10 protein-coding genes and 1 tRNA gene are annotated in these 14,926 nt (G+C 56.4%); 3 read left to right on the top strand and 8 right to left on the bottom strand.

Features of this window, described 5'->3' with window-relative positions:
• Window positions 1–18: 18 nt before the first annotated feature.
• From AB4O41_RS19570 to AB4O41_RS19580, 3 genes are all read right to left on the bottom strand, one after another.
• Window positions 19–813, bottom strand: coding sequence for a carbon-nitrogen hydrolase family protein (locus AB4O41_RS19570; protein WP_460144349.1), 795 nt, complete (start codon window positions 811–813; stop codon window positions 19–21).
• Window positions 814–825: 12 nt separating this feature from the next.
• Window positions 826–2,523, bottom strand: coding sequence for a flavin monoamine oxidase family protein (locus AB4O41_RS19575; RefSeq protein WP_460144350.1), 1,698 nt, complete (start codon window positions 2,521–2,523; stop codon window positions 826–828).
• 221 nt (window positions 2,524–2,744) lie between these two features.
• On the bottom strand, window positions 2,745–3,206 hold the full coding sequence (locus tag AB4O41_RS19580; protein WP_007980298.1) for an Lrp/AsnC family transcriptional regulator: 462 nt from the start codon (window positions 3,204–3,206) through the stop codon (window positions 2,745–2,747).
• A gap of 158 nt (window positions 3,207–3,364) precedes the next feature.
• Between AB4O41_RS19580 and AB4O41_RS19585 the strand changes: the two genes are divergently transcribed.
• Window positions 3,365–4,012 carry a peptidase M41 gene (locus tag AB4O41_RS19585; protein WP_460148382.1) on the top strand — a complete coding sequence of 216 codons (648 nt, stop codon included), beginning with the start codon at window positions 3,365–3,367 and terminating at the stop codon, window positions 4,010–4,012.
• A 19-nt stretch (window positions 4,013–4,031) separates the two neighbouring features.
• Here AB4O41_RS19585 and AB4O41_RS19590 read toward each other — a convergent pair whose 3' ends face one another.
• Window positions 4,032–4,823 (bottom strand): helix-turn-helix domain-containing protein, encoded by a 792-nt coding sequence (locus AB4O41_RS19590; RefSeq protein ID WP_460144351.1) that lies wholly within the window; start codon window positions 4,821–4,823, stop codon window positions 4,032–4,034.
• 139 nt (window positions 4,824–4,962) lie between these two features.
• On the opposite strand from AB4O41_RS19590, the gene AB4O41_RS19595 reads away from it, so the two are divergent.
• Together AB4O41_RS19595 and AB4O41_RS19600 are read left to right on the top strand one after the other, a co-directional pair.
• On the top strand, window positions 4,963–6,066 hold the full coding sequence (locus AB4O41_RS19595) for a polyamine ABC transporter substrate-binding protein (RefSeq protein ID WP_460144352.1): 1,104 nt from the start codon (window positions 4,963–4,965) through the stop codon (window positions 6,064–6,066).
• A 334-nt stretch (window positions 6,067–6,400) separates the two neighbouring features.
• The gene (locus AB4O41_RS19600) at window positions 6,401–6,709 is read left to right on the top strand and encodes a hypothetical protein (protein ID WP_460144353.1); all 309 of its coding nucleotides are present in this window, start codon (window positions 6,401–6,403) and stop codon (window positions 6,707–6,709) included.
• Window positions 6,710–6,770: 61 nt separating this feature from the next.
• On the opposite strand, the gene AB4O41_RS19605 is transcribed toward AB4O41_RS19600, so the two are convergent.
• The 4 genes from AB4O41_RS19605 to dnaG form a co-directional block, all read right to left on the bottom strand.
• Window positions 6,771–6,847: transfer RNA gene (locus tag AB4O41_RS19605), tRNA-Ile, on the bottom strand.
• Window positions 6,848–6,862: 15 nt separating this feature from the next.
• On the bottom strand, window positions 6,863–10,609 hold the full coding sequence (locus tag AB4O41_RS19610) for a bifunctional diguanylate cyclase/phosphodiesterase (protein WP_460144354.1): 3,747 nt from the start codon (window positions 10,607–10,609) through the stop codon (window positions 6,863–6,865).
• 122 nt (window positions 10,610–10,731) lie between these two features.
• On the bottom strand, window positions 10,732–12,579 hold the full coding sequence (gene rpoD, locus AB4O41_RS19615; protein ID WP_123719577.1) for an RNA polymerase sigma factor RpoD: 1,848 nt from the start codon (window positions 12,577–12,579) through the stop codon (window positions 10,732–10,734).
• 67 nt (window positions 12,580–12,646) lie between these two features.
• The gene (gene dnaG, locus AB4O41_RS19620; RefSeq protein WP_460144355.1) at window positions 12,647–14,632 is read right to left on the bottom strand and encodes a DNA primase; all 1,986 of its coding nucleotides are present in this window, start codon (window positions 14,630–14,632) and stop codon (window positions 12,647–12,649) included.
• Window positions 14,633–14,926 lie beyond the last annotated feature (294 nt).

Consider the following 14,926-nt stretch of genomic DNA (forward strand, 5'->3'; position numbering starts at 1 on the left):
AGCGCTAATGCTAGCGGATTAGGGCTTGTTCAGCTCGCCGTATAGCTCGGGACGGCGGTCGAGGAAGTAGCGATTGGCGGCGCGGGAATCGATCATCAGCTGACGATCCAGTTCACCGACAATCAGCGCTTCATCAAGTCCGGCCTGAGCGATGCGGCTGCCATCCGGCGCGGCGATGCTGCTCTGGCCGCAATACTGGATCTCGCCTTCGTGTCCGCAATAGTTGGCGTAAGCCACATAACACTGGTTTTCGAAGGCCCGTGCGCGGACGGTGACGTCGGCGATGAAATCGTAGGGAATCATGTTCGCCGTCGGCACCAGAATCAGCTCGGCGCCGGCCAGTGCCAGACGCCGGGCGTTTTCCGGGAACTCCAGGTCGTAGCAGATCAAAAAGCCAAGTTTCCAGCCGTTGAGTTCAACCAGCGGAAACTCATCCGGCCCGGGGCTGAACATCGAGTGATCGAGGTCGCCGAACAAGTGAGTCTTGCGGTAGTTGCACAACCGCTCGCCATTGGCGTCGATCAACTGCACGGCGTTGTAGATCTGCCCGTCTTCGGTGCGCTCCGGGTAGCCATATAAAATGGCGATCCCCGTCGCTTTGGCAATGCGCGCGATTTGCTGCGCCGATTCACCGTTGTGCACCTCCGCCAGTACGCTGACTGCATCGATGCCGATGTTGTAGCCGGTCAGGAACATCTCCGGCAGCACCAGCAGGTCCGCGCCCTTGGCCTCTAGCGCCAGTTGATGCAGGCGTTGCAGATTACCTGCGACGTCCAGGGGCAGCGGTGGGCATTGGTAAAGGGCTACGCGCATTTCGGATTCCTCTTACTCGGGCAGGGCGATCGGACCGATCTCGTTGAACACATCTCCTGGACCCGGGTTTTCGGCGTGAGTTTCACCGCCGAAGTGTTTCATGATCCCCCACACTGCGTTGAGCGACGTCTGCACCGCGCCTTCGACCCAGGCCGGCGTCCACGAAACGTCATCGCCGGCGATGAAAATCCCGCGCTGCTCGGCCGGCATGTCGTCCTGCATGAAGTGCGCGTACATGCGCTGGTTGTAGCGGTAGTGGCCGGGCAGGGCGCCTTTGAAGGCCCCGAGGAAATGCGGGTCGGCTTCCCACGACACGGTGATCGGATCGCCGATGATCCGCGCGGCGATGTCGACTTTCGGGTAAATCTTCTTCAACGCGTCCAAGGCCAGCTTGACGCGTTTTTCCACCGGGTGCGGAAGCATTTTCAGCGCATCGCTCATCCACGAGTACGACAGGCAAATCACCCCTGGTTTGTCGTCGCCGTTGTCGAACTTGCCGTTTTCAAACAAGTACGTGCCGCGGGTCAGGCGATCGGTGAGGGTCATGCTCATCAAGTCGCGACCGGTTTCCGGGTCCTTGTCCTTCCAGAATGGGCGATCGACCATCACGAACGTCTTCGACGATTGCATGTAGCGGGTGCGGTCCAGGGCCATCCACATCTTTTGCGAGAACAGGCTTTCGTCACATTCGATCTGGGTGGTCAGCAGCCAGCTCTGGCAGGTGGTCAGCACCGCTGCGTACTCGCGGGTGTCGCCGTAGTTGTCGGTAACGGTAAAACGCCCGTTCGGTGCATGAGCAATTTTTTTCACGCCGGAGCGCGGCGCGCCGCTGTGCAGCGAACTGAGACTGGTGCCTTCAGGCCAATGCACGCAACGCTCCGGCACATGGCGCCAGATACCCAGCGGCACTTGTTCCACGCCGCCGACTACCAAGTGCTGGTGATCGTCGCAGTTGGTCATCACCACACGGAAGATTTCCAGCATCGAGTTGGGGAAGTCCGAGTCCCAGCCGCCAGTACCGAAACCGACTTGGCCGAACACTTCGCGGTGATGGAACGAGAGCTTGGCGAAGGCTTCGGAGGTGGCGACGAAATCATAGAACGTGCGGTCGTCCCACAGCGGCACCAAGGTGTTCCACAGTTCCTTGAGGCGCGGCACGTCGCGGTCACGGATCGCTTGCTGGATATCGGAGAACTGCGAGCCGGCTTCCAGAGCATCGGCCCAGGCGTCAGCGACTTCCTGGAACAGTGCAGGAAGATCCGCCAGTTTCTGTGCGTAATGAGTTTTGCCTTCCAGATCGATTACTGTGCTGCCCGACGCAGGCGTCAGCGGGTTCGGGAAGGGTTTGGTCTGCAGGCCGAGCTTGTCGACGTAGTGATAAAACGCGGTCGACGACACCGGAAAACGCATACCGCCGAGTTCGGCGATGATGCCTTCAGCGCCGTTGAAGGCCTGGGAGCGCAGACGGCCACCCATCTTCGAGGCTTCATAGACGACGGGTTTGAGGCCCAGCTTCATCAATTCGTAGGCGGCCACCAAGCCTGCAATACCAGCCCCGACAATCGCCACTTCGGCGCCGTGATTGTGCGCCGGAATACTGCCCAGCCCGGCCGGGTGCTCGATCCAGTCGTCGAAGGCGAAAGGAAAGTCCGGGCCGAAAACGGTGACTGGTTTTTTACCGTCTGCAGGATGGCGATTGTTCTTGTTCATGGCTGACCTTGCTGGCGACCTGACGCAGAGTGCGCGTCTGAGTATAGGGAAAGATGGCAGCCATTCTAGAGAGCGTAGAACACGTTAATAAGACGCAATGTGTCGTCATGTTGTTAATAGTCTGATCAATATGACGATGTATTGCTACACACTGTTCAATGTGGGAGCGAGCCTGCTCGCAATGAGGCCCGATCAGACGACGAAGAGTTTTTGGTTGAAACTCAAACCGGCTGCCCCCGATCAATCTTGCTGCTCAAGATGATCGAAGTCGTCGTCTTCTCCACGCCGTCCACACTGCCAATCTGATCCAGCAACTGATCCAGCTGTTCCGGCGAATCGGTGCGCAACCACGCCACATAATCAAATTCACCACTCACTGCGCACAACTGCTGAACCTGCGCCATGGCGCTGAGACGCCGCAGCACTTCCTTGCCGGACCGTGGTTGCACCGTAATCCCGACATACGCCTGCAATCCGCCATCCACCACGCGCTGCCCCAGACGCACACCGTAACCGGTGATCACTTTGGCCTTTTCCAGCCGCGCCAGACGCGACGTCACCGTGGTGCGGGCGATGCCCAGTTGCCGGGCGAGCATGGCCACGCTTTCGCGGGCATTGATCTGCAAGGCTGCGATCAATTGGCGGTCGATTTCGTCAAGAACGGGCGGGCGGGTGTCAGGCAAAGGTCGTCTCCAGCGGCACAGATCAATGGGCAGGCATGTTACAGGCACATCCTGCGCGGTGCTCGTAACCGTTGTCTGATTCAGGTTGGGCTCGATAGCATGGACAGGTGTCGTAACTCGTAGTCGAATGCGCTACTAAGGACTGTGACGGGATGGAAATGATGAAGAAGATGCCTCCCGCTATACGGGAACATGCATTGCAGATTGCGAATCACGAAATGGGGCACTACGTGATTGCCCGAGCCTTGGGCTTTGAAACGGGTGATGTGACCCTGAAAGTCACCATGGACTTGAGGCATCAGGCCGGAGCTTCCATTATCTTGACGCGATCAATCTCCTCTATAGAGGAAATGAAGGAACACTTGGAAGGTCGGCTTATCGTCCTCTTTGCTGGCGCTATGAGTCAGACCTTACCTGCAAAGCATTCGGCCAGGAAACTCGTCGATAAAACGAAAGCGACAGCCATCCTGAATGGAGAGCTTGGGGCGGAACAGGATTATGCAAAAGTAAGGGAGTTGCGGCACTTGCTGCGAAATATCTCCTACCCCGATACGGATCCAGCGTCGTCCGAGCGCATAACTGCCGAGCTTAAAGAGATTACTGATCGTGTGTGGCAGCGGACCCAAAAAATCGTAGAGGCATTGGCCGATACGATTACGGGCTTGGGCGCGGCGCTGGTAGACGGCATGGTCATTGTGGAGCAATGGGGGAGGCCGGCGGGTACCTATGAGGTCGTGTTGACGGGGGAAATGCTTGAACAGTTGCGGCCTGTGCAGGCCATTCCATCGCTGAGTGTTTGGGCCTGAAAAGTGCCAGGCGCTGACTTCAATTTGCAGGATAGATATCCTGTTTTGGCATAAAAAAACGAGCAAACAATTCGGGTTGTGATTTGATGTTTAATTTGGCGTAAATATTTCGGCGGTGAACTTTTATTGTTTCTGTCGACAGGGAAAGTTTTCCTGCTATCTCTTTGTTAGAGAAGCCGCTAAGTAATAATTTGAGGACGTCCTTTTCGCGTGTCGTTATTTGTGTGCCAAGCTGGAGAATCGTTTCTGGCCATGGAGTTGGTTCAGGGGGATTTTTTTCTACGTCAATCTCAAAACACATGCGTTGATGCATTAATGCAGTCACCCATGGTTTGATAATATCAAGTATTGTTATTTGCTCTTGGTTGAAGCGGGCGTTACTACCAAAGGAAATGCACAGCGTTCTGTCGGAGTCAAGCTGGACATTGTACTGCGCTTCATCTACAGAAATATACTGTGCGAAATATTGGTGATAGTACTCAGTCTCAAGGAAGTGCTCCGGTGCAATATCCAGCATGTGAAAGAAACCGCTCTGCGGGTTTTCTCGATTAGCTATATAAAATGGATCCAGCATATAAAGACCCTTCACGTAGCGATGAATAAATGCATCTACCTCTTCTGTATCTGCTATTTCAGGGAGACTAACAACTTGTACTTGTTGATTGCTAAATATTAATACGACCCAGTTATCGATCTGCACATATTCATTTAACGTGCGAATAAGTGAGCTCCAGAATTCTGGACGGTTCAACTGCATGATCAGCTTTCCAATCGATCGGTGCCAAGCCAGGCTATGAAGGTCGAGTGGCATTTTCTACCCCTTTTGGGTTAGGGATTCGTAGGTCGCAGGTAAGTATTCGTAGGTATTTACTATTCGTCAATGCCGGGTATATTCACGATCAGGATTCACGATGGCCATGAGGGCATGTCGTCTTGACAAGGATAGTTGTATGAGCAAATCACCTTTGCGAACCATTTTTGCAGCCTCGCTTCTCTGTGCAGGGATCAGCACATCAGTGGGGGCTGTAGAGCCTGGGGTGTATCTGTATAACTGGTTCGGGTTTATCGCACCGGAGACCCCAAAGGAGTTTGAGCAGGAAACTGGCACCAGCATCCATATGGATGCGTTCGACAGTGCCGAAATCATGCAGAGTAAAGTGATGGCTGGGCGCACGGGGTACGACGTGGTGGTGGCTACCTCCAACGTGTTGCCAAGCCTGATCCAGGCGGGAGTACTTCAGCCGTTGGATCGTAATCAACTGAGTAATTTGTCACACATCGATCCTGATATCTTGTCCCAGGTTGCGGTCAATGACCCTGGTAATCGCTACGCTGTTCCCTATTTATGGGGCACCACCGGCATTGGCTATGACGTTGATAAAGTCAAAGCGGCATTAGGTGATAATGCTCCGGTGAATAGCTGGGACTTGATCTTCAAAGAAGAAAACATCAGCAAACTCAAGTCGTGCGGTGTGGCAATGCTCGACTCTCCAAGTGAGATCATTTCAATTGCTTTGCATTACCTTGGGCTCCCTAGCAACAGTAGGAATCCGGATGATTACCAGAAAGCTCAAGCCCTGTTGTTAAAAATCCGTCCCTACGTCCTCTATTTCGACTCATCCAGAATCGACTCTGACTTGGCTGATGGCAATATTTGTGCAGTTGTAGGTTGGGCCAATGGTGCCCTTGCTGCGCAGGCCATCAACGAGAAGGCTAATACTGGACGCAAGATTGCATACAGCCTTCCTCGCGAGGGCGCGTTGGTTTGGTCAGAAAACCTGGTTCTATTAAAAGATGCTCCCCACCCAAAGGAAGGCATGGCATTTATTAATTATATGTTGCGACCAGAAATTATTGCCAAGAGCTCAAATCACACGTTATATCCTAATGCTAATAAAGATGCCACAGAGTTTGTTGAGCAGAAGCTGCGCGACAATACTTGGATTTATCCAGATAAAAAGACCGTTGCTACACTTGTTCCACTTGAGCCTCTGCCATTGAAGTTGGAGCGAATCCGCACTCGGGTTTGGACCAAAGTGAAGAGTGGTACGTGATCTGACTGGGTTATCGTTTTTGTTGTTCTATGAGGATCTTTATGTGAGGGGGGTATTGCAGAGAATTAAAGCTGAAACTATATCAATTCGACCTTCAGGGCTCGGATACGGATAAAGCGGACTCTTTCAAGCCAACCAATACCCTCTGCGCCTAACGGTTCGGGACTCCTGAAAGGCGCCTGATGGGAAGGTTCTGTATATGCGAAATTGGTGCGTTTCCTGCAATAGCCCGCGTTTATTTGGAGCACTGGTAATCACGTAGGGAGCAGGGACAGCCCTTATCAGCCGACTTACTTAGGGGTTGTCACAAAGATTCTAGGGAAGGAGAAAAATCATGTGCCAAGGTGATTGCCAATGCTACTTGGAGTCGGACGAATACAAAGCCTACAAGGAGATTGAGGAGCAGATCGGCCACTGCACGCCCGAACAAGCCTGGGCCATGTATTACGTCTCAGTCGGGATGGTGCGTGAAAACATCGCCATGGCGGTGATGGAACACATCGCCAGGGGTAACAAGGCACTGCAGGTTGAGTTCCCCGAACTTGCACCGGCTGAAAGGGAGTTCACCAATCGAGTTAAGGCGCATCACGCAAGCCTTTACGGCGAAGGAGTTACCAGTCCTGGATCGCGACGGTGTCCATAGGACTGTACCAGCGGTGGCCGACCAAAAAACACAAAAGCCGCGCAGTGCGCGGCTTTGAGTATGGTGGGCCCAGTAGGACTCGAACCTACGACCAAGGGATTATGAGTCCCCTGCTCTAACCAACTGAGCTATAGGCCCTCAGTAGGTCGCGGATTATAGCGATGGTTTCTCGGCTGTGCTATCCGAAAAATCCAATATGGCTGTACGAAGAAACGTCGCGGCGAATTCGTCCGCTGGTAAGGGCAGGCTGACGATGTAACCCTGGATCTGTTCACAGCCCTCCGCAGCCAGGAATTGCTGCTGCGCCTGGGTTTCGACGCCCTCGGCGATGACGGTGAATTGCATGCTGCGGCCCAGGGCGATGATTGCGCGAACAATCGCCGCGTCATGTGGGTCGTCTGGCAGGCCGCGGACGAAGGATTGGTCGATCTTGAGAATGTCCAGTGGCAGGCGTTTGAGGTAGCTCAGGGACGAATAGCCAGTGCCGAAATCGTCGATTGCCAATTGCACGCCCAGGCGTTTGAGTTGATGCAGCACCGCCAGCGCCTCTTCGGCCTGGCTCATGATGAAGTTTTCAGTGATTTCCAGTTGCAGGAAGCCGGGGTTGAGGTGGTTGTCTTTAAGCAATTGTTCGATCCGGCCGAGCAGATTCGGCTGGCGCAGTTGTGCACCGGCCAGATTGACCGAGAGTGGGCCCAGGCATTCATAGACCTGATTCCACTCGTACATCTGTCGGCAGGCGGTCTCAAGTACCCAGTCGCCGATTTGCAGGATCATGCCGTTTTCTTCGGCCAGGGGAATGAAGTGCTCGGGAGGCACATCGCCGAAGGTGGGGTGATGCCAGCGAATCAGCGCTTCGGCGCCCACTACTTGATGATCGTTCAGACTGATTTTGGGCTGGTAGTACAAAAACAGCTCATTGCGCTCGATGGCACGCCGCAGTTCATGTTCTAGCGCCACGCGCTCGCTGGCTTGGGCGGTGAGGTCGCGAGTGTAGCTTTCAACCCGGTTACGGCCCTTGGCCTTGGAGCGATACATCGCGGCATCGGCGTTCTTGACCAGCGTGGCGACGTCGCAGCCGTCCTTGGGATACAGGCTGGTGCCGATGCTGGCGCTGATGAAAAACTCGTGCTCGCCGGCCTGGAAAGGGGCGGAGAAGCAATTGAGCAGCTTGGTGGCAATGTTGTCGGCATCGCTGGACTGTTGCAGGCCAGGGAGCAGGATGATGAATTCGTCGCCACCCAGCCGCGCCACGGTATCGATATCGCGCAGCTGCTCCTTGAGGCGCACGGCAATGCCTTTGAGCAGCAGGTCGCCAACGGGGTGGCCGAGGCTATCGTTGATGTGTTTGAAGCGGTCCAGGTCGAGGAACAGCACCGCGCCTTGGCCACCGTTTTCCTGCTGGCTGTTCAGTGCCGTCAACAGCCGACTCTCGAACAGCGTGCGGTTTGGCAGGCCCGTCAACGGGTCGTGATGCGCCTGGTAGTCGAGTTTGGCTTGCGCGTGTTTGAGGCTGGAAATGTCTGCGAACACCGCAACAAAGTGGGTGATGAGTTTGTCTCGGTTGCGCACCGCACTGATGGTCAGCCAGCTCGGGTAGAGCTCGCCATTCTTGCGCCGGTTGGAAATCTCGCCTTGCCAATGACCGTCGGCGGTCAATTGATGCCACATCGCCGCATAAAATGCGCTGTCATGCAGGCCCGAGGCGAGCAGGCGAGGGGTGTGGCCCAGCGCTTCGCTCTCGCTGTAGCCGGTAATTTCGGTGAACGCGCGATTGACCGCGCTGATGTGCTGTTGAGTGTCGGTGATCAATACGCCCTCGGCAGTGCTCTCGAACACCGTGGCGGCCTGTTGCAGTTTCTCCTGCATCAGATGTCGCTCGGTAATGTCCCGGGCAATGGTCAGCATGCAATCTTCATCGCCAATGGGCAACGGCCGGCTTGAAACCTCACAGAGCCGGATCTGCCCGTCTTTGCGGCGAATGTGGCAACTGAAGTCGCGGACGAAACCATCCCGATGCAACAGCTCGAGCATCTGTTTGCGCTCGTTGAGATTGACCCAGATCCCCAGGTCCAGGGCCGAGCGATCCACGGACATTGCGCTGTTGAAGCCGGTAATACGGCTGAAGCCTTCGTTGACTTCCAACAGTAAGCCGTCGCTCTGCCGGGACAGGAGCAAGCCGTCGGGGGAAGCGTGAAAGGCCTTGGCGAATTTCTCCTCGGAGGTTTGCAGCTGTTGTTGGGTTTCCTTGAGTTGACTGATGTCCCGCACGACGACCACCAGGGCCGGAGTCGTATCGAGATCGAAAGGCTCGGCAGAAATCAGGCCGGTAAACACCTGGCCATTGCTGCGGCGAAAGGGCATCTCCAGGTTGCGGATGCTGCCGGCCTGCAACCGTTGCAATAAACCCGGCCCCACGCCGGGTACGCCCCAGATGTTCAGGTCGGTGGCGGTCTGGCCTATGACGTCTTCGGCCTTGAGGCCGATCTGTTCTTCGAACGCTTCGTTGACCTCCAGCAAACAACCGTCGGAAAGCCGCGCGATCACCAGAATATCCGGGCATTGCTGGAATACCGAAGCGAATTTCTGCTCCGACAGACGCAGCGCCTCTTCAGTGCGCTTGGCTTCGCTGATGTCGATCATCAGCCCGCGCAGTACCGGTTCATGGGCGTGCTCGATCAGGCTGACGATGTCGCGGACCCACAGGCAGCGGCCGTCAGCGGTGATGACCCGGTAATCGACGCTGTGATCGCGCCCGGCCGCCACTTCACGGTCGCAGAAGGTCTGGGCGCGGGTCAGATCCGCGGGGTGAATGATGTTGCGCCAGAAGCCCGGAATCAACCAATGGGGCAGGGGATAGCCAAGGAGATCCTGGGCATGAGGTGACACGTAACTGTAGGTGTAGTCGCTGATCCGTGCTTCCCAAGCAATGGCTGAAAGGCTCTCCACCAGCCCGCGGTAATGGTATTCGCTGCTGCGCAGCTCCTGTTCCAGAGCGACCCGACGGGCAATTTCAGAGCTGAGACGGCGATTGATCCGGATAACCACTGCCAGCACAATCATCAGAAACAATAGTCCTGGCAGGCCGTAACTCAGCACGTCGAGCCAGAAGGTTCGATGGTCCAGGACGTTACCGACCCAGTGTTCCTGGATGGCACTGATTTCACTCGGGGTCATGTCTGCCAGGACTTTGTCCAGAATGCTGACCAGCAGCTTGTTGTTCGGGGGAACGGCCATCGCCAATTGGTAGCGATAGGGTGTTTCACCGCTGACGTAGAGCCCGTCGAGCTTGAGCTGGCGCAGGCTCCAGACACTGGAGGCAAGATCGCCCACTACGGCGTCCACGGCGTCGGTGGCGAGCGCCTGCAGCGCCGAGCTGACGTTGGGCATCGCCACCAGATTCAAGTCGGGATGGTGACTACGCAACAGTTCGTGGGGGGCATAGTTTTCCACCACGGCGATCTTCAGCCCGTACAGGTCTTCGAGTTTGCGCGGTTGGGGGCCTCCGACGTGAGCCAGAATAACTATCGGAAAGTCGAGATAGGGGCGGGTGAACGACAGATACGTCTGGCGCTCGGGAGTCGACATGATGCCCGGCAAGATGTCTAGCTTGCCTTGTTTGGCCTGCTGCAAGACTTCGGTCCAGCTGACCGGCTCGATGGGCGTGAGTTTGATGGCCAGCCGCTGACGGATGACGTTGATGTAGTCTGCTGCCAAGCCTTGATAACGGCCATGCTCATCGCGAAACTCAAACGGAGGCCAAGACGCGTCCACGCCCAGGCGCAATTCCGGGTGAGCCGTCAGCCAGCTACGTTCTTCGTCGGTAAGAGTCAACGCGCCAGCCGTTGCGGTCCAGGTCATCAGCGACAGCAAAAAAAGCACGGTCGGCCATCTGGGCATAACGGTCTCGTTACGGCTTGGGGGAATGTTTCGAGTGTAGACGGGCTATGCGGCGGGGGGGATGTACGGGGCATTTAATCTGTATAAAGCAAAACCCCCGGCCTGGGCCGGGGGTTCTGTGATCACTCGTCGAGGAAGGAGCGCAAATGTTCGCTTCTCGTCGGGTGGCGCAGCTTACGCAGCGCCTTGGCTTCGATCTGACGAATCCGTTCACGGGTCACGTCGAACTGCTTACCAACCTCTTCGAGGGTGTGGTCGGTATTCATGTCGATACCGAAGCGCATGCGTAGAACCTTGGCTTCACGGGCAGTGAGGCCGGACAGGACTTCGCGAGTCGCTTCTTTAAGGCTCTCAACAGTGGCGACATCGATTGGCGACTGCATGGTCGAGTCTTCGATGAAGTCACCCAGATGAGAATCTTCGTCATCACCGATCGGGGTTTCCATGGAGATCGGCTCTTTAGCGATCTTCAATACCTTGCGGATCTTGTCCTCAGGCATTTCCATGCGTTCGCCCAGCTCTTCCGGGGTCGGTTCGCGACCCATTTCCTGCAGCATCTGCCGGGAAATACGGTTGAGCTTGTTGATCGTCTCGATCATGTGCACCGGGATACGGATGGTGCGGGCCTGGTCGGCGATCGAGCGAGTGATCGCCTGACGGATCCACCAGGTGGCATAAGTCGAGAATTTGTAGCCGCGGCGGTATTCGAACTTGTCTACCGCTTTCATCAGACCGATGTTGCCTTCCTGGATCAGATCGAGGAACTGCAAACCACGGTTGGTGTACTTCTTGGCGATGGAGATCACCAGACGCAAGTTCGCTTCGACCATCTCTTTCTTCGCGCGGCGGGCCTTGGCCTCACCGATCGACATGCGACGGTTGATGTCCTTGATCTCGGCGATCGTCAAACCGGTTTCGGTTTCCAGCGCGGTCAGCTTCTGCTGGCAACGAATGATGTCCGGTTGCAGGCGACCAATGGCTTCAGCGTATTTGCTTTTGCCTTTGGCCAGTGCATCGGTCCAGCTTTCGTCGACTTCGTTGCCCGGGAACTGGCGCAGGAAGTCGGCACGCGGCATACGGGCATCACGAACGCACAGTTGCATGATCGCGCGCTCTTGCTGACGCAGACGATCCAGGGCACTGCGAACACGCTCGACCAGGCCTTCGAATTGCTTCGGCACCAGTTTGATCGGCATGAACAGCTCAGCCAGGGCGATCAGCTCGGCGATTGCCAGCTTGTTGCCACGACCGTGCTTTTTCAGGGCCTTGCGGGTGATTTCCATCTGATCGGCGACAGCGCCAAAGCGCTGTGCGGCGATGACCGGATCCGGACCGCTTTCGGCTTCTTCTTCGTCATCAGTCGCTTCGGCGTCATCGTCGTCGGTGTCGTCATCCGCTTTCACGGCTTTCGGGTCGACAGGCGGCGGCACTTCGGCTGCAGGCGGCGCAATGCCGTCGTCCGGGTCGATATAACCGCTCAGGACGTCGGACAGGCGGCCACCTTCGGTGGTGACGCGAGTGTACTCGGAGAGAATATGGTCAACCGTGCCAGGGAAGTGCGCGATTGCGCCCATCACTTCGCGGATGCCCTCTTCAATACGTTTGGCGATTTCGATTTCGCCTTCACGTGTGAGGAGCTCTACCGTACCCATTTCACGCATGTACATGCGCACTGGGTCGGTGGTGCGACCAATGTCGGTCTCGACCGCTGCCAACGCTGCTGCTGCCTCTTCGGCCGCGGCTTCGTCGGTATCGGCGTCGGCCAGCATAAGGGAATCCTTATCTGGCGCAACCTCGAATACGTTGATCCCCATGTCATTAATCATGCGGATGATGTCTTCCACCTGTTCCGGATCTGAAATATCCTCCGGCAGGTGGTCGTTGACCTCCGCGTAAGTCAGGTAGCCCTGCTCACGACCAAGTGTGATCAACTCTTTGATACGAGACTGCTGTTGCGCTTTTCCGGACATAACACCCTATCCACTGAAGGTCTTGGCGGGCAAAAAACAAGCCGAGGATTATACCTGAGCTATGACCTCACGCGCCAGTTGAGGTCGGGGTTGATACAGCCATATTGCGTTTTAATAGGTCGCGCATCTGATTTGCGATCTGATTTGCTTCCTCCGCGGTCAGTCCTGGCTGCCTTGCTTTTCTGATAAGTGCTTCCAGGCTATCCGTGTGTTGAGCTGCTGATAGCCTAGTAATGGTGTCTAAAAACTGTTGTTCAAGGTTGTCGCCGTCAATCAGCCATTCCTTTTCTGCCAATGCCTTGAGCAATCGTCCCTGTTCGGTCCCGTGCCAGCGCGCCATTAGCTGAATTGAGTTTAGCTTAGGATTTTTTTGCACCGCCTCGATCAGGGCCACGAGCAGTTGTGCGTAGGTATTGCTCTCATTGGCAAAATGGTTGGCGGTTTCTACCCGGCCAGCCAGATCTGGATGATGAATGAGGGTGCGCAGTGCGATCAGCGTGGGCGCTTCTACGGCAATCGGCGTGCGCGGTGCGCGCGGTTGATCGCGATCGCCGCCACGTTTGCCGTTCTTGTCCCACGGCTTCTTGTCCCATTTCTTGCCGCCTGCGCCAGGCTTTTTCGGCGTCCATTCCTGCTGCGGCGCGTACATCTCTTGTGCCTGCGGCTGATGGTAGTCGCTGTAATCCGGCATAGCGTCGTAATCGATGCCCGGATCGTAAGCGGGTGGCGCTTCCTGAGGGTGAGGCGTGCTTTGCACGAGTTGGCTCACGGCTTCACCACTTAGCCCGGTAATTTCGCTCAGGCGCTGGCGCATCAAGATGCGCAGGTTGGCGCCCGGGACTTTGTCGATCAGCGGCGCGGCGAGGGTGGCCATGTGGGCCTTGCCTTCGAGGGAGCGCGGATCCGACTCCTCGGTCAACTGTTGAAAAAAGTAATCGGCCAATGGCTGGGCATGCTGATTGATCCGCGCGCGGAACGCGTCAGTGCCCTCGGAGCGGACCAGAGTATCCGGGTCCTCACCCTCGGGCAGGAACAGAAAGCGCGCCCGACGTCCGTCCTGCAAACATGGCAGGGTCGCTTCCAATGCTCGCCAGGCGGCATTTCGGCCCGCCTGGTCACCATCGAAGCAGAACAGCACGTTGGGCACGACGCGAAACAGCCGCTTCAAGTGCTCTTCGCTAGTGGCGGTACCCAGGGTTGCGACGGCATTGCGCAGACCTTGCTGGGCGAGGGCGATGACGTCCATATAGCCTTCGACGACGATGATTTCGTCGAGGTTGCGGTTGTTCTTGCGTGCTTCATAAAGGCCGTAGAGTTCCTGGCCTTTATGGAAAACCGGGGTTTCCGGTGAGTTCAGGTATTTCGGCTTGTCGTCGCCCAATACCCGGCCACCGAAGGCGATGATGCGCCCGCGACTGTCGCGGATCGGGAACATCACGCGATCGCGGAAGCGGTCATAGCGCTTGCCGGTTTCGGCGTTCTCGATCAGCAGGCCGGCATCGATCATGGCCTTTTGCTGCAGGGTATCGCTGCTCAAGTGCTTGAACAGATTGTCCCAGCCGGGCGGGGCAAAACCGAGCCCGAAGTCCCGGGCGATTTCTCCCGTTAGTCCGCGACCCTTCAAGTAATCCACGGCGGCTTTGCGCAACGGATGGCTTTTCAGGGCTTGACGATAAAAATCGGCGGCGGCGGTGAGCAGCGGATACAGCGGCGAATCAGTGGGTTGCCGCGGTTTGTGCGGTCGGCCACTTTCTTCGCGGGGAATTTCCATGCCGGCGGCTTTGGCCAGTTCTTCGACAGCCTGGACGAAATCCAGGTTGTCATGGTCCATCATGAAGCCGAGGGCATTACCGCCAGCGCCACAGCCGAAGCAGTAATAGAACTGTTTGTCGGGGCTGACGCTGAAGGAGGGGGTTTTCTCTTTGTGAAACGGGCAGCAGGCAGTGTAGTTCTTGCCGGCTTTTTTCATTTGCAGGCGCGAGCTGACCACGTCGACGATGTCGGTGCGGTTCAGAAGGTCGTCAATGAAGCTCTGGGGAATTAGCCCGGCCATGGCGTTCTCGTCATCTGCGCTGAAATGGACCCAAAACGAAGGGCGGCCGAACGCGGGTCGTTGTTTGAGGCGCGCAGGGTGTGCGGCTCGACCGGTGTCGTCTGCGTATCGCTGTCGGGAAGTGTATCTGCCGAAAATCCACTGACGTTAGTACCAATCAGTAATCGACTATTTGAAAGTGTTTCGCTGAATCCGGCGACGGCCGGTCATTGGCCTCGGATAGCTCATAAGCGGGCACGCAAGAAGGTGCCTTGGGCTGATCGTCGTGAGAGGAATCAGTGGGTGTGCTCGTCA

Source organism: Pseudomonas sp. S2_A02 (genome assembly GCF_054668495.1).

Bases quoted from the DNA above. Each gene is read 5' to 3' on its own strand.
- AB4O41_RS19570 (WP_460144349.1), bottom strand. From the start codon at position 813: ATGCGCGTAGCCCTTTACCAATGCCCACCGCTGCCCCTGGACGTCGCA.
- AB4O41_RS19575 (WP_460144350.1), bottom strand. From the start codon at position 2,523: ATGAACAAGAACAATCGCCATCCTGCAGACGGTAAAAAACCAGTCACC.
- AB4O41_RS19585 (WP_460148382.1), top strand. From the start codon at position 3,365: ATGATGAAGAAGATGCCTCCCGCTATACGGGAACATGCATTGCAGATT.
- AB4O41_RS19590 (WP_460144351.1), bottom strand. From the start codon at position 4,823: ATGCCACTCGACCTTCATAGCCTGGCTTGGCACCGATCGATTGGAAAG.
- AB4O41_RS19595 (WP_460144352.1), top strand. From the start codon at position 4,963: ATGAGCAAATCACCTTTGCGAACCATTTTTGCAGCCTCGCTTCTCTGT.
- AB4O41_RS19600 (WP_460144353.1), top strand. From the start codon at position 6,401: ATGTGCCAAGGTGATTGCCAATGCTACTTGGAGTCGGACGAATACAAA.
- AB4O41_RS19610 (WP_460144354.1), bottom strand. From the start codon at position 10,609: ATGCCCAGATGGCCGACCGTGCTTTTTTTGCTGTCGCTGATGACCTGG.
- rpoD (WP_123719577.1), bottom strand. From the start codon at position 12,579: ATGTCCGGAAAAGCGCAACAGCAGTCTCGTATCAAAGAGTTGATCACA.
- dnaG (WP_460144355.1), bottom strand. From the start codon at position 14,632: ATGGCCGGGCTAATTCCCCAGAGCTTCATTGACGACCTTCTGAACCGC.